Source organism: Nonomuraea sp. NPDC049028, assembly GCF_043197735.1.
In the GTDB taxonomy this organism is placed as follows: domain Bacteria; phylum Actinomycetota; class Actinomycetes; order Streptosporangiales; family Streptosporangiaceae; genus Nonomuraea.
The window spans coordinates 502372-526121 of sequence record NZ_JBICTR010000008.1; the positions used below are offsets into that span (position 1 = coordinate 502372).

The following is a 23750-nucleotide window of genomic DNA, read 5'->3' on the forward strand; positions in this document are numbered from 1 at the left end:
GCGAGCTGTTCTGTGCTGTTTGGGGCTTGCCTGGGGTGCGGGCGTCCCCCGCAGTACTGGCGGGCGGCCCCCAGGCAAACTGACAAGGGCCCCTCGGCTAGCTTGGCGGGCGCCTCGGGGTAGCTGGCGGTGGTCTCGGGGTAGCTGGCGGGCGTCTCCTGGACGGACCACCTGGCCTCCCTTGGGCGGGTGATCCCTCAGATGGCCCTCTCGGGCGGGTGGGCCCTCGGAAAACTGGCGGGCGTGTCTCAGGTGGTCGGCGGGCGTCCCCCGGAGTACTGGCGGGCCTCGGGTAGCCGGCGGGGCGCCTCTGAAAACCGACGGGCGGCTTGCGGAGAGCAGCGCGTCTCCAGCGTCCAACCCATGCGCAGCGGCGATGTGCCTGCCAGTAGACACAAGACGTCCGAGGCCGCAAGACGTCCGAAGACACGCCCCAACGACCCACGACCGGACTAGCGGTGGTCCGGAAATGTCACCAAGATGGACTGGACAAGCGGTGACCGAAACCCACGGCCAAGTCTCCCCCACCCCGCCGTGGAAAAAGGGCAACCAAACTACCAACCGGCCCGGTGTCGCACACCATACGAAGGGTAGCCAGTAGGAGAAGGGGACATGAAGTTCGCATTTCTCCTGGTAACCCGTACTCTCTACCACGGACCATCCCCGCACATCTGGAGAACGACGTGCGCCTGCGTCTCACGCCACGTGAGGACAGCTACTACGACCTGTTCGCCGACTCCGCGAACAACCTGGTCACGGCATCCCGTCTATTGGTCGAGATCATTAGTGAGGGATCGGACAGGGAAACCCTGGCCGAAAAGATGCGCGCCTGCGAGCACGCCGGGGACGAACGCACCCATGCGATCATGAACCGCCTCAATGAGAGCTTCATCACTCCGTTCGACCGTGAGGACATCTACCGCCTCGCCTCGAACCTCGATGACGTGATGGACGCCATGGAGGCGGCATCCGACCTCATCGTGCTCTACCAGATCGACCACCTCCCCAAGGACGTCGTCCGCCAGGTGGAGGTGCTGGAGCGGGCCGCCGAGCTGACCGCCGAGGCCATGCCGCGCCTCCGGTCAATGAAGAACCTCAACGAGTACTGGATCGAGGTCAACCGGCTGGAGAACCAGGGTGACCAGGTCTACAGAAGGCTGCTGGCCAAGCTGTTCAGCGGTGAGTACGACGCGTTGACGGTCATGAAGATGAAGGAGGTCGTCGACGCCCTTGAGGAGGCGGCCGACGCCTTCGAGCACGTCGCCAACACGGTCGAGTCGATCGCGGTCAAGGAAAGCTAACCTCTGTGGACCTTTCGCTCGCCCTCGTCATCGGCGTGGTCGTCATCGCACTGGCCTTTGACTACACCAACGGGTTCCACGACGCGGCGAACGCCATCGCGACCTCGGTCTCGACTCGCGCGCTCACTCCCAGGGCCGCGTTGTTCATGGCCGCCGCGATGAACTTCATCGGTGCCCACCTGGGCACCCAGGTCGCCGCGACCGTCGGCAAGGGCATCATCGACGCGCCGGACGGCTCGCATGGCCTGGTCATCGTGGCTTCGGCGCTCATCGGCGCCATCTGCTGGAACCTGATCACCTGGTACTTCGGCCTGCCCTCCTCCTCCAGCCACGCCCTCATCGGCGGCCTGGTCGGCGCGGCCCTCGCGTCGGCCAGCGCCGTCCACTGGGACGGCGTGCTGGAAAAGGTGGTGGTCCCGATGGTGCTCTCGCCGCTGCTCGGGTTCACGCTGGCCGGCGCGATCATGATCGCAATATATTGGATCTTCCGCAACAGCCAGCCCGGCAAGACCAACCGCGGCTTCCGCTACGCGCAGACCGTCTCGGCCGCGGCGATGGCGCTCGGCCACGGCCTGCAGGACGCGCAGAAGACGATGGGCGTCATCTTCCTGTCCCTCGTCGTCGGCGGCTACATCAGCCCGGGGTCGGAGATCCCGCAGTGGGTCATCCTCGCGTCGGCGGGGGCGATCTCGCTCGGCACGTACTCCGGCGGCTGGCGCATCATGCGTACGCTGGGCCGCCGGATCATCGCGCTCGACCCGCCACAGGGCTTCGCCGCCGAGTCCGCGGCGGCAGTGGTTCTGTACACGGCGGCGATCGGGTTCGGGGCGCCCATCTCCACCACGCACACGATCACCTCGGCGATCATGGGCGTCGGCGCCACCAAGCGGCTCTCGGCCGTGCGCTGGGGCGTCGCGGGCAACATCGTGACCGGCTGGATCCTTACGATTCCGGCTGCGGCTCTGGTGGCAGCGGTGTCCTACTTTGCCCTGCACTGGGTGGTGGAATAACGGCATACATCACGTCGACGTCCCAGCGGTCGAAGCCCAGGGACTCGTACAGGCGGATCGCCGCCGTGTTGGCCTCGTCCACGTAGAGCATCGCCTGGGCGAGGCCACGCGCGCGTAGATGGTCCAGACCCGCCAGCGTGAGCGCCTTGCCCAGCCCGGTGCCCTGCTGGGAGGGGTCGACGCCGACGACGTACACCTCGCCGATCGGCTCGTGGCCGTGCTCGGACGAGCCGTGGATCTTGGTCCAGTGGAAGCCGGCCAGCCGCTCATCACGGAAGGCCAGGAAGAAGCCCTCCGGGTCGAACCAGGGCTCCTGCTCGCGCTGGCGCAGGTCGCTCGCGGTCCAGGCGCCCTGTTCGGGGTGGTGGGCGAAGGCCGCGGCGTTGACCTTGAGCCACGCCTCCTCGTCCTGACCTGGTACGAAGGTGCGCAGCCGTACTCCCTCAGGCATCTCGAAAGCGGGTAGCGGCGTGGACAGGGACCGGCGCATCTGCCAGAGCGAGCGCACGCGCTCGAACCCCGCCGACGCCGCCAGGACGCCCGCGCCCTCATGATCGCCGTGCGCCCACAGGCGCAGGCTGCCACCCGATACCTCGAGTACGGCCCGCAGCAGCCGCGTACCGTGCCCCTTCCGGCGGCGGGCGGGGTGGATGGCCAGTTCGCCGCTGGGACCCTCGACCTCATCGGTGGGATCTATGTGGGCATAGCCCACCAAAGCCTCATCGTCGTCGTACAAGAGCAGGGAACGGGCCTGCGGATCACCGCCATAGCGCAGGTGGAGCATGACATGCTCGTTGAGCGGGCGGACGCCGTCGGCCTCCGTCGCCGCGTCCACCACGCCGAGCACCTGAGTGATTTCGCGGTCATCAAGTCGTTGTCTGATCTCCACGTGCGCTGTCACAGTCCGAACTCTAGGGGTACTGCTGGCAAATAACGCCATGTGGCGGGCCGATGAATCGTTACCTTTGCGACATTGGCTGCATAGGTTCCGGCCGTAACGTCTTAGGCCATGACCCCACGTTCCCTCCTCCGGCTTGTGCTGGCCGGAGCCGTCGCCGCGGGCGGGTTCGCCGCGGCGACCGCCCCCGCGAACGCGAGCAAGGCACCCAAGACCGTTCCGGTACGGCTGCTCGCGCTCAACGACTTCCACGGCAACCTCGAACCCCCGACCGGATCCTCCGGCCGGATGGTCGACGAGAACGGCGCCACCGTCGAGGCGGGCGGCGCCGCGTACGTCGCCACGCACATGAAGGTCCTCAGCGACAAGAACACGATCGCGGTGGCCCAGGGCGACCTGATCGGCGCGAGCCCGCTGATCTCGGCGGCCTATCACGACGAGCCGTCCGTCGAGTTCATGGGCAAGATCGGGCTCAAGGTGGCCGCGGTCGGCAACCACGAGTTCGACGAGGGATACACGGAGCTGCGCCGGATCATGAAGGGCGGCTGCCACCCGGTGGACGGGTGCTCGCCCGCCGGCACGTGGAAGGGCGCCCAGTACGACTACGTCGGCGCCAACGTGCTGTTCAAGAACCCGAACGAGAAGACCGACGCGCTCGCGGCGCTGGGCGCGCCGCAGAGCCAGGTCAAGAAGCTGATGAGCGACTGGGGCGTGCCCGCCCTGCCGCCGGTCAGCGTCAAGTGGATGAACGGCGTGCCGATCGGCTTCATCGGCCTGGTCACCCAGACCACCCCGAACATCGTCACCGCCGAGGGCATCAAGAACCTCAAGTTCGTGGATGAGGTCAAGGCCGCGAACCTGGCGTCCAAGCTGCTCAAGCTGGTGGGCGTCAAGGCCCAGGTCGTACTCGTGCACGAGGGTGACCAGGTGACCGCGGGCCAGTCGCCGGACGCCTGCAGCGCCGTCCCGGGCGCGGGCAACCGCATCGCCACGCAGGTCGACCCCGAGATCGACGTGATCCTCAGCGGCCACTCGCACCAGGCGTACCTGTGCAAGGTCAAGGACCCCGCCGGTCAGGACCGCCTGTACTCGCAGGGTGGCTCGTTCGGCCGCGTCATCACGAAGGTCGATCTCAACGTGAACGTCAAGACGCGGGACATCGACCGCGCCTCGGTGGTAGCGGACAACCAGGTCGTGACTCGTACGGTCACCCCGGATCCCGAAATTTCCGCCTTCGTGCAGACCTGGAAGGACCGGGTCGCCCCGGTCGCCAATAAGCCCGTCGGCCGGATCACCGCGGACATCACCAACACCGCGGCCCCCAGCGGCGAGTCCCCGCTCGGCGACCTCATCGCCGACGGCCAGCTGGCCGCCACCAAGACGGGCGGCAACGCGCAGATCGCCCTGATGAACCCGGGTGGCGTTCGGGCCTCGCTCACCTTCGCCGGCTCCGCGGCGGGCGAGGGCGACGGCGTGGTCACCTATGGCGAGGCGTTCACCGTGCAGCCGTTCAACAACCTGATGCAGGTCGTGACGCTGACCGGTGCGCAGCTCAAGACGGTCCTGGAGCAGCAGTTCACCGGCGGGCCGAACGCCCAGCCGTTCACCAAGATCCTCCAGCCGTCGGCGAACTTCACCTACACCTACAGCAGCGGTGCGGCGTGGGGGTCCAAGGTGTCGAACATGAAGATCGACGGCGTCGCGGTGACGGACGCGCAGACGATCCGGGTCGCGGCCAACAACTTCCTGGTCGGCGGCGGTGACGCCTTCCTGGGCTTCAAGGACGGTACGGACCTCTGGAGCGGGCCGCTGGACATCGACGCCTTCGTCGACCAGCTGGGCCGCGACAACCCGATCGCCCCGCCCGCCACGACCCGCATCACCGTAACCCCCTAGCGAACCTAGCGAACCTAGCGAACTAGCGAAGGGCCCGCTTCTAACGCAGAAGCGGGCCCCTCCTCATGTGAAGGGCCCGCTTCGGAAACGAGAAGCGGGCCCTTCCTCCTCCTTCGCCCGACGCTTTCTTCCGCCCGACGCTCTTCTTCGCCCGACGCTCTTCTTCGCCTGATGGTCAGCCGGCGATCGGCTCCACCTTGCGGATCAGCAGGCCGAAGCAGAGTGCGCCGAGCACCGCCACCACACCGGTCACCAGTAGCGGGACCACGAACGAGCCCGTGGCCTGGGCGAGGGCGCCGATGACGATCGGGCTGAGCGCGCTGGCGATGTTGGCCGCGAAGTTCTGCAGCCCGCCGAGCGTGGCCACCTGGTGCGCGGGCGCGACGTCGGCGGGCAGGCACCAGAGCGACACGATGGCGAACGCGATCGCGGCGTAGCTGATGCTCAGCAGGGCCAGTGCCAGCGCGGCGCTCTCCACCAGGACGGCGGCCGCGACAGTGGAGCTCAGCAGCATGCCCGCCACCAGGCAGGTCTTCCTGGTCCTGGTGAGGCTCCAGCCGCGCTTGAGCAGCCAGTCACCGGCGATCCCGCCCGCCCAGCCGCCCGCCACGGCCGTCAGGCCGGGGATCATGCCGAAGAAGCCCAGCTTGAGCAGGTCGAAGCCGCGATCCTGGACGAGGTAGCTCGGGAACCAGGTGAGGAAGAAGGTGACCACGAAGTTCAGGCAGGAGAAGCCGCCGATCATGCCCCAGACCACGCGGTGCCGCAGCAACCACGCCACGCTCCCACGCCGCTCCGGCGCGGCGGAGGCACCGGCCGAAGCACGGGCCGTGGCACCGACGGACGCGCCGGTCGGGGCGCCACCGGAGGCACCGGGCGAGGTAGCGGACGAGGTGTCGACAGACGTGCCGGTCGAGGTAACGGCAGACGTGCCGGTGATGTGGGCGCGTTCGGCGGCGTTCGGGCCGGGGTGGGACTTCGGTGAGCGGTAGTACGACCACCACCCGATCGTCCACAGCACCCCCAGAGCGGCCATCACCACGAACGCCGCATGCCACCCGAACCCCGCGATGATCGCCGTGATGATCGGCACCGCCAGCGCGGACCCGATGCGGGCGCCACTGTCATAGAAGGCGGTCGCCCTCCCCCGCTCACTGGGCGGGAACCACAGCGACACCGCCTTGGCGCTGGCCGGATAGGCGCCGCTCTCGCCGATGCCGAGGCCGAGTCTGAAGCCCAGCAGCACGCCGAAGCTGCTGGCCAGCGCGGTGAGCCCGGTGAACACCGACCACCACAGCACGCACGCCCCGTACATGATCCGGGCGCCGAACCGGTCGATGAGCCAGCCCGCGGGCAGCTGCATCACCGCGTACGTCCAGGAGAACGCGCTGAGGATCAGCCCCTGCTCGGTCGGGGTGAGACTCAGGTCCTGCGTCATGAAGGGCAGGGCGACGGAGAGCGCGGCCCGGTCGACGTAGTTGATGGCGAGTCCGCCGAAGCAGAAGGCCGCCACCACCCACCGCACACGGGTCGCCCGGCCCCTGTCGGGAGCCGGTGATCGTGGCGCTGCGGCGGTCTCGTGCTTCACCATGCTGACCTCCTCGCGAGATTACGGCACGGCACCAATTTGATCGTTTCGCTCAGAGCCTGCCGTGCTGTGGTGTGGTTAACAGGATGCTCGTTACACGCAACCTCGCTGTCAAGACCTGGAAACAAACGCGCAATCAGGGCGTCGTTCCGAGTTAAACGCTCATATCGATGAGCGGTTCGCGCAGAGACTTGACAATCAACTCTGCTCGATACAATCATCAAAATGACCGATTCAATCATCTAGAAGGTGGTGCACGGTGAGCCGTTTGCCCAGCAGGGCGCGCCGCGAGCGCATCATGGAGCTCCTCGCCGCCCACACGGACGGCACCGTAGAGGTGGAACGGCTGAGCGAGACGCTCGACGTCTCCCTCGCCACGGTCCGCCGCGACCTCGCCCAGCTGCGCGAGGAAGGCCGCATCACCAGGACGTACGGCGGGGCGGTGCTCGGCGGCGGCACCACCGAGATCTCCGTACGCCAGCGCCGCATGAAGCACGTACGGCAGAAGGACGCGATCGCCCGCCAGGCCGCCGAGTACGTCGAGGACGACCAGGTGGTCCTGCTGGACGCCGGCACGACCACCGAGCGGCTGGCCCGCTACCTGCTGGGCAAGTCCGGGCTCACCGTCTTCACCAACGGCCTCGGGGCGGTCAACACGCTGGTGGAGGAGGAGGGCGTCGACGTCGTGGTGATGGGCGGGCGGCTGCGCCGCATCAACCAGACCATGACGGGTCCGGGGGCCGAGGAGATGGTCAGGGGGCTGTACGCGGACATCGCCTTCCTGGGCGCCGACGCCGTGCATCCCACCCGGGGCATCGCCTCGCGCACCTTCGAGCAGAGCTCGCTGAAGACGCTGATGAGCCAGCACACGCGCCGGCTGGTCGTGGTGGCCGACTCCGCCAAGCTCCTGGACGACGCCAGCTCCTACTGGTCGCCGATCGATCGCCCCTGGACGCTCCTCACCGACGACGGGGCCGACCCCGAGGCGCTGGCCGCCCTGCGCGCGGCGAGCGGCGGCGACCTGCGGATCGTGGTCTGCCCGACGACGGACCTCCCACCGACCGACAGGCAATGACCGCTGATCTACAGACAGCGACGACCGACCCCCACCGAGCGAGAGGCCATGATGAAACAGGCAGTGTTGCGCGCCCCAGAGCGCCTGGACGTGTCCCAGGTCGAGCGGCCCGCGCTGGAGCCGGGCGACGTCCTGGTCCGCGTGGAGAGCTCCCTCGTGTGCGGCACCGACATCCGCATCTACCAGGGCACCAAGAAGCGGAACGTCACCTATCCCACCGTGATGGGTCACGAGTTCGCCGGGACGATCGCCGAGGTGGCCGGTGCCCTGCCGGCCGGGCTGTCCATCGGGGACCAGGTGGCGGTCTATCCGCTGGTGCCGTGCGGCGCCTGCGTGGCGTGCGCCAAGGACCGCGGCAACATCTGCCGCAACCGGGCCGCCTTCGGCTATCAACTGCCCGGCGGTTTCTCCCAGTACGTCCGAGTGCCCGCACAGGCGGTCGAAGCGGGCAACCTGGTGCCCGTGCCCGGCGTGTCCGCCGCGGAGGCCGCCATCGTGGAGCCCCTGGCCTGCGCCTACAACGGCCAGCTGCTGGCCGGCGCGCCGGGCGCGGAGACCATGCTGGTCAGCGGGTGCGGGCCGCTGGGGCTCATGCACGTACGGCTGGCCAGGGAGTTGGGCGTCCCGCGGGTCGTGGCGGTCGATCCGATCCCTGAGCGGCGCGAAGCCGCGCTGGCGTCCGGCGCCGAGCTCGCCCTGTCCCCCGGCGAGGGCACCGCGGCCGACGTGCTGGAGTGGACCGGCGGGGCGGGCGTCGACGTGCTCATCGCCGCCGTGGGACGGCTCGACGCCGTGCATCCCTACCTGGCCTGCCTGGCACCCGGTGCCAGGGTCAGCATGTTCGCGGGGTTCGGTGGCGAGGGCAGCGTGCTGGAGATCCCGGCCAACGACATCCACTACAACGAGTGGTCCGTCGTGGGCGCCTCCTCGTGCCGGCTCGACGGCTTCACGAAGATCGCCGAAATGATCTCCGCGGGCGAGCTCAGGGTGGACGACCTGGTCGGCACCCAGTTCCCGATAGACGACATGGCCAAGGCCATCGACCTGGCCGCTTCAGGCCGCGACCTCCGCGTCGGCATATCTCCTTGGAAGGACTGACATGACGGCTTACGCCACACTCGATATCAACCCGACGGGCACGACCAGCGCTCTGGGCCGGACGATCCGGCTGCGCCGGCTGTTCGGCGCCACGGGCCGGACGGTCACCGTGGCCCTCGACCAGGCGGTGCCGCGCGGTGTCGCCCCTCGCCTGGCGGGGATCGCACCCACGTACGACGGCATCGCGGCGGCGGGTCCCGACGCCGTGACGATGTTCAAGGGCATCGCCGGACACGTGATCGCCCACAATCCCACGCGCGTCCCGTGGATCCTGAAGGCGTCGACGTTCTCCGTGGACTTCCACGCCCACTACGACGCGGTCGTGGCCAGCGTGTCCGACGCGATCCGCCTGGGTGCCGAGGCGGTCGCGGTGGGCATCAGCGCGGGGTCCTCCAACCAGGCGCGCGACCTCGAACTGCTGTCGGGCGTCGTGGAGAGCGCCGGCGCGGTCGGACTGCCCGTGGTCTGCCACGCCTACCCCAGCGGGGAGCTGTGGGAGGACAGGAAGGGCAGCGTCGAGGCGATCCTGTACGCCGCCAGGGCCGCCGCCGAGCTGGGCGTCGACGTGGTCAAGACCTGGTACTCCGGCTCGACGGAGTCCTTCCGCGAGATCGTCGAGGGCACGCCCGCGATCGTCGTGGCCGCCGGCGGCGCCAAGGCCGACAGCCCGTTGCAGGTGCTCCGGCAGGCGGCCTCGGTGATCGAGGCGGGCGGGCGCGGTGTCACCTTCGGCCGGAACGTGTGGGGCGCGGAGGATCCCGGCAAGATGGTGCGAGCCCTCCGCGCGGTCGTCCATGAGGACGTCGAGCCGGAGAAGGCCGCGGAGCTGCTGAAGTAGGGACCACATGGCCACCTATCTGGGGATCGACCTCGGCACGTCGGCGACCAAGACCGTCCTGGTCGACGGCGCCGGCCGGGTGCTCGCCCGCGGCCGCGCCGACCACCGTCCCGCTCACCGGCAGGCGCGGGGCCGGGTGGACACGGCGGAATGGGCGCGCAGCGTGCGGCTGGCCTGCCACGATCTCGGCGACGCCACCCGCGCCGACGCCGTGGGCCTGGCCGTGCACTGCCCGGTCGCGATCCCCCTCGACGACGCCGGCGAGGCCGTCGCGCCCGGCCTGTGCTGGGATCATCCCGCGCTCCCCGACCTCGTGGAGGCGTACGCCAAGGCACGCGGCGACGAGGCGGCCGCCCTGGTGGGCAATGCCGCCTTTCCGGCCACCGCTATGGGGCTGGCCTGGCGGTTCTTCGCCGAGCACGAGCCGGAGACCTTGGCGCGTACGCGCACGATGGGGTTCGTCGGCACCTGGCTGGGGCACCGGCTGACCGGCCGCGACGCGATCGACCCCACGCAGGCCTCCTACAGCGGCCTGTTCGCCTGCACCGACGGCTGTGACTGGATCGACGACCTCGCCGCCCTGGTGGGGGTGCCCAGGCACGTCCTGCCGCCGGTGGTCCCGTCGCTGTCGCCCCTCGGCACCCTCCTGCCCGAGGCCGCCGCCGAGCTGGGGCTGCGCCCTGGCATCCCGGTCGTCACCGGGGCGGCCGACACGGCGGCCGCCGCCTGCCTGCTCGACATCCACGGGTCTCGCGCGCCGCTGTACACGGTGGGCACAACGCATGTGGTCACGCGGAGCTCCGCCGTACCTGATCGGGCGCCGCGGGTGTTGCAGCGCGCGGACGTACGGCCGGGCAGATGGCTGTGGCATTCCGCGACGAACGGCGGCGTGGCTCTGTCGGTCGCGGCGCGGCTGCTCGGCTACGGCGACGCGGTGGAGGAGCTGATCGCCAGAGCCGGAGCGGCCACGATCGCGCAGGCCGAGGCGGCGCCCGTGTTCATCCCGCATGTGACGCCCGAGCGCGGCCCGCTGTGGCTGGAACGGCCGCGCACCGCCCTGCTCGGCTACCTGCCCGATACCGACGCCTGGTCGGCGGCGTGGGGCGCGGTCGAGGGGGTGGCCTTCGCGGTCCGCCTGATGCTGGGCGACTCCGATCATGTCGTTATGGTGGGCTCGCTGGATTACGCCGGGATCGTGGCGGACCTGTTCGGACGGCCGGTCCATCTCGTGGAGGAGACGTACCTGCCCGCGATGGGAGCCGCGGCGATGGCCGCCGAGGGGACGGACGGGGTCATACTCCCCGCGCCGCCGTATCGGCGCATCGACCCGCGTCCCGAGTGGGCGCACGTCGTCGCCGCGCGGTGGGAGTCGTACGGCGAGACCTGGGGCAGGATCGTGGGCCGCCCCGCCCCCACGGCACCCCCGATGAGCGAGGAGAGTCGATGATCTACGTGACCCGCACCTTGACCGACGCCGCCATGGCGCTCGTGCGCTCGCTCGGCCGTCCCGTGGTGTGCGGCGAGGAGGACCCACCCGACCGCGCCACGCTGCTGCGCCTGGCCGCGGGCGCGGAGGGGGTCGTGTGTACGCTCACCGAGCGCATCGACGCCGAGTTCCTCGACGCGGCGGGCCCGTCGCTGCGGGTCGTCGCCAACACCGCGGTCGGCTACGACAACATCGACGTGGCCGCGGCCACCGAGCGCGGGATCCAGGTCACCAACACCCCCGGGGTGCTCGACGGCGCCACCGCCGATTTGACGATGGCGCTGATCCTGGCCGCCGCGCGCCGCGTGCTGGACGGCGACCGGCTGCTGCGGGAGCGTACCCCGTGGGTCTGGGGGCCGCGCATGCTGCTCGGGCTCGATCTCAGCGCCGGGGCGTCGCTCGGCGTGGTCGGCTACGGCCGCATCGGGCGGGCCGTGGCGCGGCGCGCCCGCGCGTTCGACATGGAGATCCTGGCCACGCCCACCTCCTCGCCGCTGGCGGAGGAGGATGAGCGGGGCGTCGAGTTCGTCGAGCTGCCCGAGCTGCTGGAGCGCGCCGATGTGGTCAGCCTGCACTGCCCGCTCACCCCGGCCACCCGCCACCTCATCGACGCCGACGCCCTGGGCCGCATGAAGCGCACCGCGATCCTGGTCAACACTGCTCGTGGCGGCATCGTCGACGAGGACGCGCTGGTGAAAGCGCTGCGGGCGGGGACGATCGCGGGGGCGGCCCTCGACGTGTTCGAGGGCGAGCCGGCGGTGAACCCGGCGCTGGTCGAGCTCGGCAACACCGTGCTGACCCCGCACATCGGCAGCGCTGGCACGGCGACCCGCGAGCGGATGTGTCACCTGTCGGTGTCGAACGTCGCGGCCGTGCTGGACGGGCGCGAACCGCTCACACCGGTGAATCTCCATCCAGGTACAGCGGCAGACGGGTGACGAACTGGGCGCCTGGATAGTGGTCGGTGATCGTCAGGGTCCCCCGGTGCGCCTGAGCGATCTCCCTCGACAGGGCCAGGCCGAGTCCGCTGCCCTCCTTGTCCCTGGCCCGGGCCTCGGCCAGGCGGGTGAAGCGCTCGAAGACGTGCTCGCGCTCGTCGGCCGCGATGCCCGCCCCGTCGTCGGTGACCGTGATGTCGACGGTCTTGTCTCGATGGTTGACCGCCACCTGGAGGTCGATCCTGTTGGTGGCGTGCCGGGTGGCATTGTCGAGCAGGTTGGTCAGCAGCCGGTCCAGCTGGATGCGCGAGCCCATGACAGGGGCCGTGCCCATCACGTGGGTGACGACGCTGATGTCGCCTCCCGCACGGCGCCGCCCCTGCTCCTCCGCCAGCTGGCAGGCGTCGACGACGTGCCAGTCGATGACGGCGCCCGCGTCGAGCCGGGCCAGCATCAGGAGCTCCTCGATGATGTCCGTCAGACGGTCGGCTGACTTCAGGGCCCGGGCGCCCGTCGACGCCCAGTCCGTGTCGTCCGGGTAGGCGCTGGCCACCTCCAGCTGGGTGCGCAGCGCGGTGATGGGGCTGCGGAGCTCGTGCGAGGCGTCGGCCACGAAGCGGCGTTGCGTCTCGGCGGAGCGTTCCAGCCGGTCGAGGGTGTCGTTGGTGGTCACGGCGAGGTTGGAGATCTCGTCCCCGGCGCCGGGCACGGGGACCCGGCGGCTCAGGTCGTGCCCGGTGATCTCGGCCAGCTCGGCCCGGATGCGCTCGACCGGGCGCAGGGTGTGGCCGACCACGGCCCAGGTGATGCCCGCGACGCCGAGCAGCATCAGTGGGGTGCCGAGGAAGATCAGGGCATAGAGCCACGCCAGTGCCCGGTTGACGTCGCTCAGTGAGGACGCGCCGTACACGGTGATCAGGCCGTACGGCGTCCGCGACTGCATGGCCATGACCAGGTACTTGGCGCCGTGCTCCACGCTCTCGCTGTCGCTGGTGAGCTCGATCTCGGTGGCGTAGATCGTCTCCGGCTGGGGCAGCCGCAGGTTCGCGACGGGGGGCTGGCCCCTCAGGTTGTGGCTGGAGGCGAGGACGGTGCCCTCGGACGAGACGACCTGCAGGAGGGGTACGCGGGCCGGCGTCGGGAGCACACTGCGCAGCTCCTTTGTGCGGGCGTCGTTTGCCACTCGTCGTACGGCCAGCTCCACCCGGTTCTGCACGGCGCCGCGGAGGCTGCCCGGCAACGTGCTCAGGGTGAGGCCGACCGTGGCGGCGAAGACCACGGCCGCGACCAGCGTCGCGATCATGGTCAGGCGAGCCCGGATCGAGCAGGGGAAGATCCTTTTCACCATTCCATGGTCCCTAGCATCACTATCTGTGACACTTCCCTATTATGCCGCGAGGAACAGCATTGATACTGACCTGCTGATATATCTACCTTTACAGCGCTAAATCGTCGCGGAGAGTAAGGGGCTCCACTGTCGGCGATTCCGCGGTCGGTGGTTTCGCTGTCGGCGATTCTGCGGTCGGTGGTTTCGCTGCTGGCGATTCCGCTGTCGGCGTGCACCGCTACCGGGCGGTGGCCGGGATCGGCAGGGTGGTGGCATGAGGCTTCTGGTGCTGGGCGGGACGGAGTTCGTGGGGCGGGCCTTCGTCGAGGAGGCTGTCGCGTCCGGCTGGGACGTGACCGTGTTCAACCGGGGCACGCATGCCCCGCCACCCACGGTGACGGGGCTGCGGGGCGACCGGGCGAAGCCGGGTGGGCTGGCGGCACTCGACCGTGGTGAGTGGGACGTCGTGGTCGACACCTGGTCGTGGGCGCCGTCCGCCGTACGCGACGCGGCGACGCTGCTGGCCGAGCGGGCGGGACACTACGTCTACGTGTCCAGCCGGTCCGTCTACACCTACCCGACTGCGGCCGGTGCCGGAGAGGACGCTCCGGTGGTGGCGGCCTCGGCCGATGACGGCGATGACGTGGGTTACGCGCGGTTCAAGGCCGGTGGGGAGCTGGCGGCGGTGGCGGCCTTCGGGGAGCGGGCGCTGCTGGCGCGGGCGGGGTTGGTCCTGGGACCGTACGAGAACATCGGGCGGTTGCCATGGTGGTTGAACAGGATCGCGCGTGGCGGGCCAGTGCTCGCGCCGGGGCCCGCCGAGCTGCCCCTGCAGTACGTGGACGCGCGCGACATGGCCCGGTGGTGCCTTGAGGTGGCCAAGGACGGACTGGGTGGCGCCTACAACGTGGTGAGCCCGTCGGGATTCGTCACCATGGAGGGGTTACTGCGGACCTGCGTACAGGTGACCGAGTCCGAGGCCGAGCTGCGGTGGGTGGAGCCGGAGCCGATCCTGGCTGCCGGCGTGGAGCCGTGGACCGATCTGCCGATCTGGCTGCAGGGCGACGACCACGACTCCATCCACCGAACCGACGTGTCCAAGGCGGTGGCGGCCGGGCTGCGATTCCGGCCGGTGGCCGAGACGGTGGCCGACACGTGGGCGTGGCTGCGGAGCATCGGCGGGCGGGCGCCCATGCGTCCCGACCGGCCGCCGGTCGGCCTGGACCCGAAGGTGGAGGCCGCGCTGCTGGGGCTCGACGGCTGATCTCAGCTGCTGCTGGGGCTCGACGGCTGATCCCGGCTGCTGGTGGGGCAGCCGCGGCTGCCGGTGCTCTGGGGCGGCGCGGTTACCAGGCGCGCCGTCCGGTCACCTGCTCTGGGGCGGCGCGGTTGCCGGGTGTACCGTCCGATCATGGACATGATGACCGTTGAGCAGAACGGCATCAACGCCGTTCCGGCAGCCGAGCGGCGGGGCGCGCCTCGGGACCTGTTATGGCCATGGGCCGGCGCCAACCTCTCCCTGTTCGGCGTCGCCTTCGGTGTCTACATCGTCGGGCTCGGTCTGGGCGTCGTCCCGGCGATCATCACGGGAGCGATCGGTTACGCGCTCTCGTTCGGGCTGGTCGGGCTGGTCGCCATCGCGGGCACCCGGTCGGGGGTGCCGACGATGACGCTCGGCCGCGCCCCCTTCGGCTACCAGGGCAACAAACTGCCGGCCGTACTCTCCTACGTCTCGAACGTCGGCTGGGAGATCGTGCTCGTGACGCTGTCGGCGCAGGGCGGCGCGGCGATCCTGAAGCGGGTCGCGCCCGGCATTCCCGGCACGACCGCCATGGCGGCCTGCTTCGCGGTCGCCGCGTTGCTCACGATCGTGATCGGGGTGTACGGCCACGCGTTGATCATGGCGGTGCAGCGGTATCTGACGTACGCGTTCATCGTGCTGACCGTCGTGTACATGATCCTCATGGCCCCGAAGCTCGGCACCTCGCTGGACACCGCTGCGGGCCCCGGCGGCTGGGTGGGCGCGATCATCTTCGCGATGACGCTGCTCGGCCTGGGCTGGGTCAACTGCGGCGCCGACTACTCGCGCTACCTGCCCACCGCGTCCAAGCCCTCGTCGGTGGCGCTGTGGACGACGGTGGGCGGGGCGGTGCCGCCCATGGTGCTGCTCGTCTTCGGCGTGCTGCTGGCCGGCGGCGACCCCAAGCTGGCCCAGGCCGCGGGCGCGGATCCGGTCGGGGCGCTGGCGGCGGCGCTGCCGACCTGGTTCCTGCTGCCGTACCTGCTGACCGCCATCGGTGGTTTCCTGGCCGGGGCGATCATGGACATCTACTCGTCGGGACTGTCCATGCTGGCGCTGGGGGTGCCGATCAAGCGGCACTACGCGGTGCTCATCGACGGCGCGCTGATGGTGCTCGGCGGCTACTACCTGCTGTTCGTCTCCACCAGCTTCCTGGCGACCTTCCAGGCGTTCCTGGCGATCATCGGGGTGGTGATGGCCGCCTGGGTGGCCGTCTTCCTCGTCGACATGTGGCTCCGGCGGGCGGGCGGGCGGTCTTACGACGAGCGGCTGCTTCGGCCCGGGGCGCCCGCTCTGAACTGGTCCGGGGTGATCTCGCTGGTCGTGGCGTCTGTCGTGGGCGTCGGGCTCATCACCTCCACCGACCCGAACATCGCCCGGGTTGTCGGCTTCCTGATGAGTGACCAGCTGAGGGCGGGGACGTTCGGGGCGGCCAACATCGGCGTGGTGGTCGCGCTGGTGCTGGCGGGAGTTCTCTACTTCGCGATTTCGAGTCTGGCGCCCCGCCGTAGCGGCTGAGGGCCCCGGACGGCCTGTGACGGTCGTGGTGGCTGGGGTCCTTTGGGAGATACCCCCTCCGGGGAGAAGAGGAAGCCGGTCCGTCGTCGTACAAGGCCCAAGGACGGGCACCCGCGCTGTGTTAGGCGGTCACGATGGCGAAGTCGGGTATCGGGTGGTCGAGTACGGCCACCAGGCGCCGCAGTACGCCGATGTCGCCTTCTCGTTCGACCCGCTCGACCCCCCGGCCGGCCAGCAGGCCGAGCAGTTGCGCCTTGGTCAGTCGCAAGGTCAGGTCGACCGGCCCCTCGGGCGGGTCGGCGTGCTGGATGAGGGCGCCGTTCGACAGCGTGGTCCGGTACCTCTCGCCCAGGTCGGTCAGGTGCCAGTCGATGGACAGGCTCTCGTTCCAGGCCCGCGGGCCGTCGATCCGGATGGCGATCGATTCGAGGATCTGGTCGACGCCGAGCGCCGCGACCAGGCCGGGCGCGGCCCGCTCCGTGGCGGCCGGCACGACGCCGTCGCTCAGCTCCAGCGCGCCCGTCAGGTAGAGGTTGCGCCAGGTGGGGTTCTCCGCGCCGTGCCCGAGCCGGGTGTACACCTCGGCGAGCAGGTCACGCGCCTCCTTGTTGCCCTCGTCGGCGAAGACCGCGTGGTTGAGCAGCTGGGCGGCGAAGCGCAGGTCGTTCTCCTTGAGGTAGCGCCTGGCGAACGCGACGACGGCCGCCCCGCCGCCGAGGCACTCCACGTAGCGGATCGCGCTCTCCCTCGGCGGGTGCTCCCACAGGTGCGCGGGGTTGCCGTCGAACCAGCCCAGGTAGCGCTGGTAGATGGCCTTGACGCTGTGGCCGACCGGCCCGTGGTAGCCGTGCGTGTGCCAGACCTGCTCCAGCTCGGGCGGCACCCGCATGGCCTCGGCGATCTCGGCTCCGGTCAGGCCCTTGTTCATCAGCCGCAGGGTCTGGTCATGCAGGTAGGAGTACAGGTCGCGCTGCTGCGTCAGGAACCGGGTGATCTCCGGTCCGCCCCAGGTGGGCCAGTGGTGCGAGGCGAAGGCGACATCGAGCTCGGCCGCGAACATAGCGACCGTCTCGTCCAGCTGCCGGGCCAGGGCCTTGGCGTCCCGCAGGGGCAGGAGGTTGTGCGGGTTGCGGGTGGCGTTCTCGCCCAGGCACAGGGCCCGGCTGCCGGGCAGGTACAGGGCCAGCTCCGGTGGCGACTGGGCGAGCTGGAAGACGATGCGTACCCCGTCGACCGTCTCCTCCTGTCCCGTACGTTCGACGTCGATCGTGGGGGCGATGAGCGAGATGGAGCGGGTCTTGCCCAGGCCCGTACCGATCTGGCCGTCGGGTGATCGTTCGAGGGCCTGGCCGTACAGGTAGACGGATCGGCGGGCCGTGGCGGACCAGGCGTGCAGGTGCTCGCGGGCGACGTTCCGCAGGAAGCCCGCGGGCGCCAGGATCGGCACGCCGCCGCCGGTGACGCCGCGCACGCCGCCGAAGTGGTCGACGTGCGGATGCGTGTAGATCACCCCGGTCACGGGCCGGGCGCCGCGATGGGTTCGGTAGAGGCGCAGCGCGGCGGCGGCGCATTCGGTGGAGATGAGCGGGTCGATGATGATCACGCCGGAGTCGCCCTCGACGATCGACATGTTCGACAGGTCGAACCCGCGCACCTGGTAGACGCCGTCCGTCACCTCGTACAGCCCCTGCCTGGCGGAGAGCCGCGCCTGCCGCCACAGGCTGGGATGCGCGCTGCCGGGGCACTCCTGCTCCAGGAAGGCGGCCGACTCGCCGTCCCAGATGACCTTGCTGTCGACGGCGCTGACCACCGCCGGGCTGAACTTCGCGATGAAGCCGCGATCCGCCGCCGCCTCGAAGTCGTTGGAATCGTGGAGTGGAAGGTCGGCCATGCCCAGGCCCATTCCCGAGAACCGGTCAACGCATATCCTCGTTAATGGGCAATCCCGACAAAGCCCGCTAGGGGGTTCCGTGGAAGCGTGCGTGTTCGACCTCGACGGCGTGCTCGTCGACTCCGAGCCGGTCTGGGAGGAGGTACGGCGGGCGTATGTCGCCGAACACGGCGGCACCTGGCAGGAGGACACCCAGTCCAGGCTCATGGGGATGAGCACCCAGGAATGGGCCGCCTACCTGCACGAACTCGGTGTTGCGCTGCCTCCGGACGAGATCGCGCGCGGCGTGGTGGACCAGATGGCCGAGCGCTACCGGCACGGCGTACCGCTGATGAAGGGGGCGCCCGAGGCGGTACGGCGCCTGGCGGCGGACCTCACGCTGGGCCTGGCCAGCTCCTCGCCGCGTGCGTTGATCGAGGTGGTGCTGGACGCGGCCGACTTCCGTGACTGCTTCGCCGTCACCGTCTCCACCGAGGAGGTACCGCGCGGCAAGCCCGCCCCGGACGGCTACCTGGAGGCGACCGCCAAGCTGGGGGTCGACCCACGCGAGAGCGTGGCGGTGGAGGATTCGAGCAACGGCCTGCGCTCGGCGCATGCGGCCGGGATGCGGGTGATCGCCGTGCCCCATCCCCGCTATCCGCCCGCCCCCGACGCGCTGGCACTCGCCTGGAAGGTCGTCCCCGACCTCGACTCCCTCACGATCGCGGCACTCGAACGATGACCCGACTCACAATGGCGGCGCTCCAGCGATGATCCGACTCAGAACTCCCGACGATCTCGACGCGTGTGTGCAGGCGCTGGCCGAGGTTCAGGCCGCCGACCGCTACCCCGTGGACTGGCCCGACGATCCGCAGAGCTGGCTCACGCCTGGCGACCTGCTCCGCGCCTGGATCGCCCTGGACGAGCAGGGCGTCATAGTCGGTCATGTCGGGCTCGCTCAGGTCGAGTCGCGGGTGGCCGAGCTGGTCGGCGCGCCCGTCCGCGCGTCCGTGACCCGTCTGTTCGTCACGCCCTCCGCCCGGCGTGGCGGGCTCGCCGCCCGTCTGCTGGACACCGCCCTCGCCGACGCGGACGGACGTCTCACCCTGGAGGTCTCCGACGAGGGCCGGGCGGCCATCGCCGCCTACGAGAGGTACGGCTGGCAGCGTGTCGCCACCTCCCGGGCCCGATGGCGCAACGCGGCCGGTGAACCTGCCCTGGTGCACCATTACCTGAGCCCGTGAAGCTATCCTTTCGGAATCGTGCGAGACATCACGGTATTCAGCGGCAGCGCCCACCCCGACCTGGCTGAGGAGATCTGCTCCCACCTGGGCACCCCGCTCCACCCGGTCAAGGTCAGCCGCTTCGCCAACGACGTGCTGGAGGTCCAGCTCCAGGCCAACTGCAGAGAACGCGACGTCTTCATCATCCAGCCGCTTGTTCCGCCCGTACAGGAGAACCTGGTCGAGCTGCTGCTGATGCTCGACGCCGCCCGTGGCGCGTCCGCCGCAAGGACGACCGTGGTGATGCCGCATTACGCATTTGCCCGGAGTGACAAAAAGGACGCGCCGCGCATCTCCATGGGGGCCAGGCTGGTGGCGGATCTGCTGGTGACGGCGGGCGCCGGGCGGGTGCTGACGATGACGCTGCACTCGCCGCAGGTGCACGGCTTCTTCAGCGTGCCCGTCGACCACCTGCACGCGCTGCGCGAGCTGGCCGCCCATTTCCGCCAGTACGACCTGTCCAACACCGTCGTCGTCTCCCCCGACCTGGGCAACGCCAAGGAGGCCGCGCACTTCGCCCGGCTGCTCGGCACCGACGTGGCGATGGGGGCCAAGCAGCGCTTCAGCGACGACCGGGTGGTGATCAGCTCGGTGATCGGCGAGGTCGAGGGCAAGGACGTGATCATCCTGGACGACGAGATCGCCAAGGGCACGACCGTCATCGAGCTGCTCGACCGGCTGCGCGAGCGTGGCGTCAACTCCGTACGCGTGGCGTGCACGCATGGGCTGTTCGCGGCCGGGTCGATCGAGCGGCTGACCGCGCTGCCCGAGGTCGAGGAGATCGTCTGCACCAACACCGTGCCCGTGCCCAAGCCCACGGACAAGCTCACGGTCCTGTCGATCGCCCCGGCGCTGGCCGAGGCGATGCGGCGGATCCACGACGGGGAGTCGGTGAGCGCGCTGTTCAGCGCGCCCTGACAAAAGGCCGGTTCCGGTCCCCTGGCTCGCCATGGGCGATTTATCACGACATGCTCCTCGGATGGTCGATACGAAACTCGCCGGTCGGACCGTTCTCGTCACCGGCGCCAGTGGAGGCATCGGGGCGGCGGTCGCGCGGGCCTTCTCGGCTGAGGGGGCGCGGGTGGCGGTGCACTACTTCAGCGAGAGGCCCGCTCCCCCGGGCGTCACCTGGGAGCATGTCACCCCCACCAGGGACGTCGCCGAGGCGCTGGCCGCCGGGCTCCGCGACGCGGTGGCCGTACCCGCCGACCTACGTGAGCCGCAGGCGGCGCGACAGCTATATCGTGCCGCTGGGGCGGGTGGGCGAGCCCGCCGACATCGCCGACGCCGTCGTGTTCCTCGCCTCGCACCAGGCTCGGTGGATCACCGGTCAGGTCCTCCAGGTGGCGGGTGGTCACGCGCTTTAGTGCGGTGACCGCCTCAATCCCTGTAACGGTCCGTCGTGAGCTGAGGTCCTTTGGGGCAGAAGAGGCAAACGGTCCGTCGTGGACACCGCTCTAGGCGAAGCCGCCGTTGCTCATCAGCAGTTGGCCGTTGATCCACTGGCCCTGTGGGGAGCACAGGAAGTCGACCAAGTTGGCGGTCTCCGTGGGCGTGCCGAGGCGGTTGAGTGGGGTCTGGCGGAGGAAGGTCTCCCGGGCCTCGTCCGACATCCAGCCGGTGTCCACCGGTCCGGGGTTGATGACGTTGGCGCTGACCCCGAGGTGGGCCAGCTCGCGGGCGGCGGCCAGGACGATGCGGTCCAGGGCGCCCTTGCTCGCGCCGTAGGGCAGGTTGCCGACCGTGTGGTCGCTGGTGAGGCCGATGATCCGGCCGGTCCCGTGGGCGCCCGAGAAGCGGCGGCCGTACTCGCGAATCAGCAGCCAGGTGGCCCGCGCGTTGACGGCGAAGTGGCGGTCGAAGCTCGCGAGGGTGGTGTCGAGCAGGCCGGAGGCGACCGATTCGCAGTGGCACATCACCAGGGCGGTGACGTTGCCCAGCCGGCGTTCGGCCTCGTCGAAGATCCGTGCGGGGGCGTCGGCGTCCGTCAGGTCGGCCTCGATCGCCGCGCCGCGCCCGGCGAGGCTTTCGCCGATCGCGTCGGCCGCCCCCGGCTCGGCACCCCAGGACATGCGCTCGTCGTACGGGGTCCAGTACGTGTAGGCGATGTCCCAGCCCGCGGCCGCCAGCCGGCGGGCGATGCCGGCGCCGATGCCGACAGTGCGGCCCACACCGGTGACCAGGGCCACTTTTCCGTCGCGTCTCGTGTCGACCATAGTGGCCATCATGCATGCGGCCACCGATCTTCTGCTAACCCGTTTCCTCCACGACATCAGGCCGGCCGTACCCCTGGTCGCCCTGTGGGCGCACGGGTCGCTCGCGGCGGGTGACTACCAGCCGGGCAAGAGCGATCTCGATCTCATCGCGGTGGTCGAGACGGACCTCACCGAGGAGCAGCGGCAACGGCTGGCCAAGCTGCACGAGGAGATCGTTCTGCCGCTCGCTGAGCATCTGCACTGCTCCTACATGCCCAAACACCGGCTGGGCGACTTCGCGACCGAGCATGTGACCTGGGCGCACCAGGAGCTGTCCGAGCGGCCGGTCACCCCGGTGACCCGTCGTGAGCTGCACTCGGGCGCTCTCGAGCTGCACGGCGAGCCGCCCGCGGGCCTGCTGCCGCCGGTGACGGACGAGGAGCTGAGCGAGTTCATCCGGGCGGATCTCCGGGACTTCTGGCTGGTCAAGACGCGCACGCGCAAGCTGTGGCTGCGGGACATCTGGGTGGATCTCGGGATGATCACCGTGGCGAGGGCGACGGTCACGTTGCGGGACGGGCGGCTGATCACCAAGCGGGAGGCCCTGGACGTGCTGGCCGAGCTCGGCGCGCCGATGAACGTGGTGGCGGACATCCGAGCCCGCAGGTACGGCCTGCCGCGGCCGTTCCTGAGCCGCTTCAGGCGCGCGACGCTGGCCAGGGTCTTCATCAGGTCGGCGATCAGGCGCGCCCTCGGCTGACGATCAGGACAGCACCCCGGATAGTCTTTGCCGGGTCACCACCAGAAAACGGGGAAAGGCGGGACATGGGGGAGATCAGGGAGTCCTATCTGGTCGCCGCGTCGTCCGCGGTGGCGCTGCTGCGTGAGCCGGCCGTGGCCGCCGCGTGGGAGAAGCCGAGCGCGTTGACCGAGTTCAGTGTGGCCGGACTGGCCGCGCACCTGGCCCACCAGATCGTCCGGGTCGACAACCTGCTCGAGGACGGCGGGCCGCCCGGTGAGCCGATCCCGCTGATCGAGCACTTCACCAGGTCGCCGTGGGTGCAGGCGGGTCTCGACCACGAGAGCAACGTGGGCATCCGGCGGGCCGGTGAGGTGGCCGCCGCCGATGGCCCGGTGGCGCTGGCCGCCAGGGCGGGCGAGCTGTTCGACCGGCAGCGGGTCGCCCTGCCCGCGCAGCCCAGCGACAAGGTGGTGTACCTGCCGTGGTCGGGCTGGTCGCTCCGGTTCGACGACCTCCTGCTCACCCGCCTGATGGAGCTGGTCGTGCATTCCGACGACCTGGCCGCCAGTGTGGGCGTGGAGACTCCCGAGCTGCCGGCCTCGGTCGTCGAGCCGGTCGTCGAGCTGCTGGCGCGGCTTGCCGTACACCGTCATGGCGCGACGGCGGTGATCCGCACGCTGAGCAGGGCCGAGCGGGCGCCCGCCACGATCAGCGCCTTCTAAGCCACACGAGAAGCTACCTCTGGACCATGCGCAGGGCCGCGACCACCTCGCGGCCCGACAGCGCGCTGTCGGGATCGATCAGCCACTGCGACAGGAATCCCGTCAGCATGGCCTGATAGAACGTGCCGACCAGCCGCGCCCGCTCCGGCTCCGCCGCCGGGTCGATGCCCTCGAACAACTCCGCGAGCCCCTGACGCCCCTCCTGGATGCCGGCCACGAGCTGCTCCCGAATATCGGGCAGGTGGTCGATCTGGCCCAGCAGCTCGAACTGGGTGACCCAGAGCGGCCGCAGCCGGTCGAATGACTCGATCACCCGGTCCCATGCCGCCTCGAAGCGTTCGAGCGGCTCCGTGTTGGCCTTGACGTCGGCGTGCTTGACGTCGGCGGCCAGCGTCGCCGCCAGATCGTCGCCCCACTCCCGCATCACCTCGAACAGCACCTCGTTCATCAGCGCGTCCTTCGACCTGAAGTGATAGCCGATGCCCGCCAGGCTCACTCCGGAGGCCGTGGCGATGTCGCGCGCCGTCGTGCGCGAGTAGCCCTTCTCGATCAGGCAGCGCTTGGCCCCGGCCAGCAGGTCTTCACGATTTCCCATACCCAGAGTCTAACACGGGCGTCTCAGAAAGCCGTACTAGACAAGCGTCTGAGACGACTGTACCTTTCAG

Annotated in this window: 22 protein-coding genes and 1 pseudogene; 17 read left to right on the top strand and 6 right to left on the bottom strand. The window is 69.9% G+C overall.

Annotated features, from left to right (window positions below):
- The first annotated feature begins 683 nt into the window (after positions 1-683).
- The gene (locus ACGFJ2_RS32925) at positions 684-1301 is read left to right on the top strand and encodes a DUF47 domain-containing protein (RefSeq protein WP_225294450.1); all 618 of its coding nucleotides are present in this window, start codon (positions 684-686) and stop codon (positions 1299-1301) included.
- A 5-nt stretch (positions 1302-1306) separates the two neighbouring features.
- Positions 1307-2311, top strand: coding sequence for an inorganic phosphate transporter (locus tag ACGFJ2_RS32930; protein ID WP_357959007.1), 1005 nt, complete (start codon positions 1307-1309; stop codon positions 2309-2311).
- On the opposite strand, the gene mshD is transcribed toward ACGFJ2_RS32930, so the two are convergent.
- The gene (gene mshD / locus ACGFJ2_RS32935) at positions 2244-3212 is read right to left on the bottom strand and encodes a mycothiol synthase (RefSeq protein ID WP_358185499.1); all 969 of its coding nucleotides are present in this window, start codon (positions 3210-3212) and stop codon (positions 2244-2246) included. The genes ACGFJ2_RS32930 and mshD overlap by 68 nt on opposite strands.
- 108 nt (positions 3213-3320) lie before the next feature.
- On the opposite strand from mshD, the gene ACGFJ2_RS32940 reads away from it, so the two are divergent.
- A complete protein-coding gene (locus ACGFJ2_RS32940) occupies positions 3321-5105 on the top strand; it encodes a bifunctional metallophosphatase/5'-nucleotidase (RefSeq protein ID WP_393474892.1) in 1785 nt (594 codons plus the stop codon).
- Between the two features lie 175 nt (positions 5106-5280).
- Here the strand turns inward: ACGFJ2_RS32940 and ACGFJ2_RS32945 are convergent, their stop codons facing one another.
- Positions 5281-6696 (bottom strand): MFS transporter, encoded by a 1416-nt coding sequence (locus tag ACGFJ2_RS32945; protein ID WP_393474895.1) that lies wholly within the window; start codon positions 6694-6696, stop codon positions 5281-5283.
- Positions 6697-6952: 256 nt separating this feature from the next.
- On the opposite strand from ACGFJ2_RS32945, the gene ACGFJ2_RS32950 reads away from it, so the two are divergent.
- The 5 genes from ACGFJ2_RS32950 to ACGFJ2_RS32970 are packed head-to-tail and all read left to right on the top strand — an operon-like array spanning position 6953 to position 12128.
- Positions 6953-7768 carry a DeoR/GlpR family DNA-binding transcription regulator gene (locus ACGFJ2_RS32950; RefSeq protein ID WP_357959017.1) on the top strand — a complete coding sequence of 272 codons (816 nt, stop codon included), beginning with the start codon at positions 6953-6955 and terminating at the stop codon, positions 7766-7768.
- A 48-nt stretch (positions 7769-7816) separates the two neighbouring features.
- Positions 7817-8866: an alcohol dehydrogenase catalytic domain-containing protein gene (locus tag ACGFJ2_RS32955; protein WP_393474898.1), complete on the top strand. Its 1050-nt coding sequence runs from the start codon at positions 7817-7819 to the stop codon at positions 8864-8866.
- A gap of 1 nt (position 8867) precedes the next feature.
- Complete coding sequence (locus tag ACGFJ2_RS32960; RefSeq protein ID WP_357959023.1) at positions 8868-9704, top strand: hypothetical protein; 837 nt, start codon at positions 8868-8870, stop codon at positions 9702-9704.
- A 7-nt stretch (positions 9705-9711) separates the two neighbouring features.
- Positions 9712-11151, top strand: a complete 1440-nt coding sequence (locus ACGFJ2_RS32965; RefSeq protein WP_393474901.1) for an FGGY-family carbohydrate kinase — start codon at positions 9712-9714, stop codon at positions 11149-11151.
- Positions 11148-12128 carry a D-glycerate dehydrogenase gene (locus tag ACGFJ2_RS32970; RefSeq protein ID WP_357959029.1) on the top strand — a complete coding sequence of 327 codons (981 nt, stop codon included), beginning with the start codon at positions 11148-11150 and terminating at the stop codon, positions 12126-12128. Before ACGFJ2_RS32965 ends, ACGFJ2_RS32970 begins: the two co-directional genes overlap by 4 nt.
- Here the strand turns inward: ACGFJ2_RS32970 and ACGFJ2_RS32975 are convergent.
- Entirely contained in the window at positions 12085-13476 is a 1392-nt protein-coding gene (locus ACGFJ2_RS32975) for a sensor histidine kinase (RefSeq protein ID WP_393474904.1), read from the bottom strand. The two genes, ACGFJ2_RS32970 and ACGFJ2_RS32975, sit on opposite strands and share 44 nt — an antisense overlap.
- A gap of 253 nt (positions 13477-13729) precedes the next feature.
- Between ACGFJ2_RS32975 and ACGFJ2_RS32980 the strand changes: the two genes are divergently transcribed.
- A complete protein-coding gene (locus tag ACGFJ2_RS32980; RefSeq protein WP_358185481.1) occupies positions 13730-14719 on the top strand; it encodes an NAD-dependent epimerase/dehydratase family protein in 990 nt (329 codons plus the stop codon).
- 147 nt (positions 14720-14866) lie between these two features.
- Positions 14867-16273: a purine-cytosine permease family protein gene (locus ACGFJ2_RS32985; RefSeq protein WP_393474907.1), complete on the top strand. Its 1407-nt coding sequence runs from the start codon at positions 14867-14869 to the stop codon at positions 16271-16273.
- Positions 16274-16394: 121 nt separating this feature from the next.
- On the opposite strand, the gene ACGFJ2_RS32990 is transcribed toward ACGFJ2_RS32985, so the two are convergent.
- On the bottom strand, positions 16395-18164 hold the full coding sequence (locus ACGFJ2_RS32990; protein ID WP_393474910.1) for an alkyl/aryl-sulfatase: 1770 nt from the start codon (positions 18162-18164) through the stop codon (positions 16395-16397).
- Positions 18165-18243: 79 nt separating this feature from the next.
- On the opposite strand from ACGFJ2_RS32990, the gene ACGFJ2_RS32995 reads away from it, so the two are divergent.
- From ACGFJ2_RS32995 to ACGFJ2_RS33015, 5 genes and pseudogenes are all read left to right on the top strand, one after another.
- Positions 18244-18885: an HAD family hydrolase gene (locus tag ACGFJ2_RS32995; RefSeq protein WP_393474913.1), complete on the top strand. Its 642-nt coding sequence runs from the start codon at positions 18244-18246 to the stop codon at positions 18883-18885.
- A 28-nt stretch (positions 18886-18913) separates the two neighbouring features.
- Complete coding sequence (locus ACGFJ2_RS33000) at positions 18914-19387, top strand: GNAT family N-acetyltransferase (RefSeq protein WP_393474916.1); 474 nt, start codon at positions 18914-18916, stop codon at positions 19385-19387.
- An 18-nt stretch (positions 19388-19405) separates the two neighbouring features.
- A complete protein-coding gene (locus tag ACGFJ2_RS33005; protein ID WP_357959050.1) occupies positions 19406-20344 on the top strand; it encodes a ribose-phosphate pyrophosphokinase in 939 nt (312 codons plus the stop codon).
- A 61-nt stretch (positions 20345-20405) separates the two neighbouring features.
- A pseudogene (locus ACGFJ2_RS33010) lies at positions 20406-20615 on the top strand (SDR family NAD(P)-dependent oxidoreductase); the annotation flags it as partial.
- Positions 20563-20793 carry an SDR family oxidoreductase gene (locus ACGFJ2_RS33015; RefSeq protein ID WP_393474919.1) on the top strand — a complete coding sequence of 77 codons (231 nt, stop codon included), beginning with the start codon at positions 20563-20565 and terminating at the stop codon, positions 20791-20793. The pseudogene ACGFJ2_RS33010 and the gene ACGFJ2_RS33015, both read left to right, overlap by 53 nt.
- Before the next feature lie 90 nt (positions 20794-20883).
- Here ACGFJ2_RS33015 and ACGFJ2_RS33020 read toward each other — a convergent pair whose 3' ends face one another.
- On the bottom strand, positions 20884-21642 hold the full coding sequence (locus tag ACGFJ2_RS33020; RefSeq protein ID WP_393474922.1) for an SDR family oxidoreductase: 759 nt from the start codon (positions 21640-21642) through the stop codon (positions 20884-20886).
- A 10-nt stretch (positions 21643-21652) separates the two neighbouring features.
- On the opposite strand from ACGFJ2_RS33020, the gene ACGFJ2_RS33025 reads away from it, so the two are divergent.
- Together ACGFJ2_RS33025 and ACGFJ2_RS33030 are read left to right on the top strand one after the other, a co-directional pair.
- On the top strand, positions 21653-22381 hold the full coding sequence (locus ACGFJ2_RS33025; RefSeq protein ID WP_393474925.1) for a nucleotidyltransferase domain-containing protein: 729 nt from the start codon (positions 21653-21655) through the stop codon (positions 22379-22381).
- A gap of 65 nt (positions 22382-22446) precedes the next feature.
- Complete coding sequence (locus tag ACGFJ2_RS33030) at positions 22447-23085, top strand: maleylpyruvate isomerase N-terminal domain-containing protein (RefSeq protein WP_357959063.1); 639 nt, start codon at positions 22447-22449, stop codon at positions 23083-23085.
- 13 nt (positions 23086-23098) lie between these two features.
- Here the strand turns inward: ACGFJ2_RS33030 and ACGFJ2_RS33035 are convergent, their stop codons facing one another.
- Entirely contained in the window at positions 23099-23680 is a 582-nt protein-coding gene (locus tag ACGFJ2_RS33035; protein ID WP_358185469.1) for a helix-turn-helix domain-containing protein, read from the bottom strand.
- Between the last annotated feature and the right edge of the window lie 70 nt (positions 23681-23750).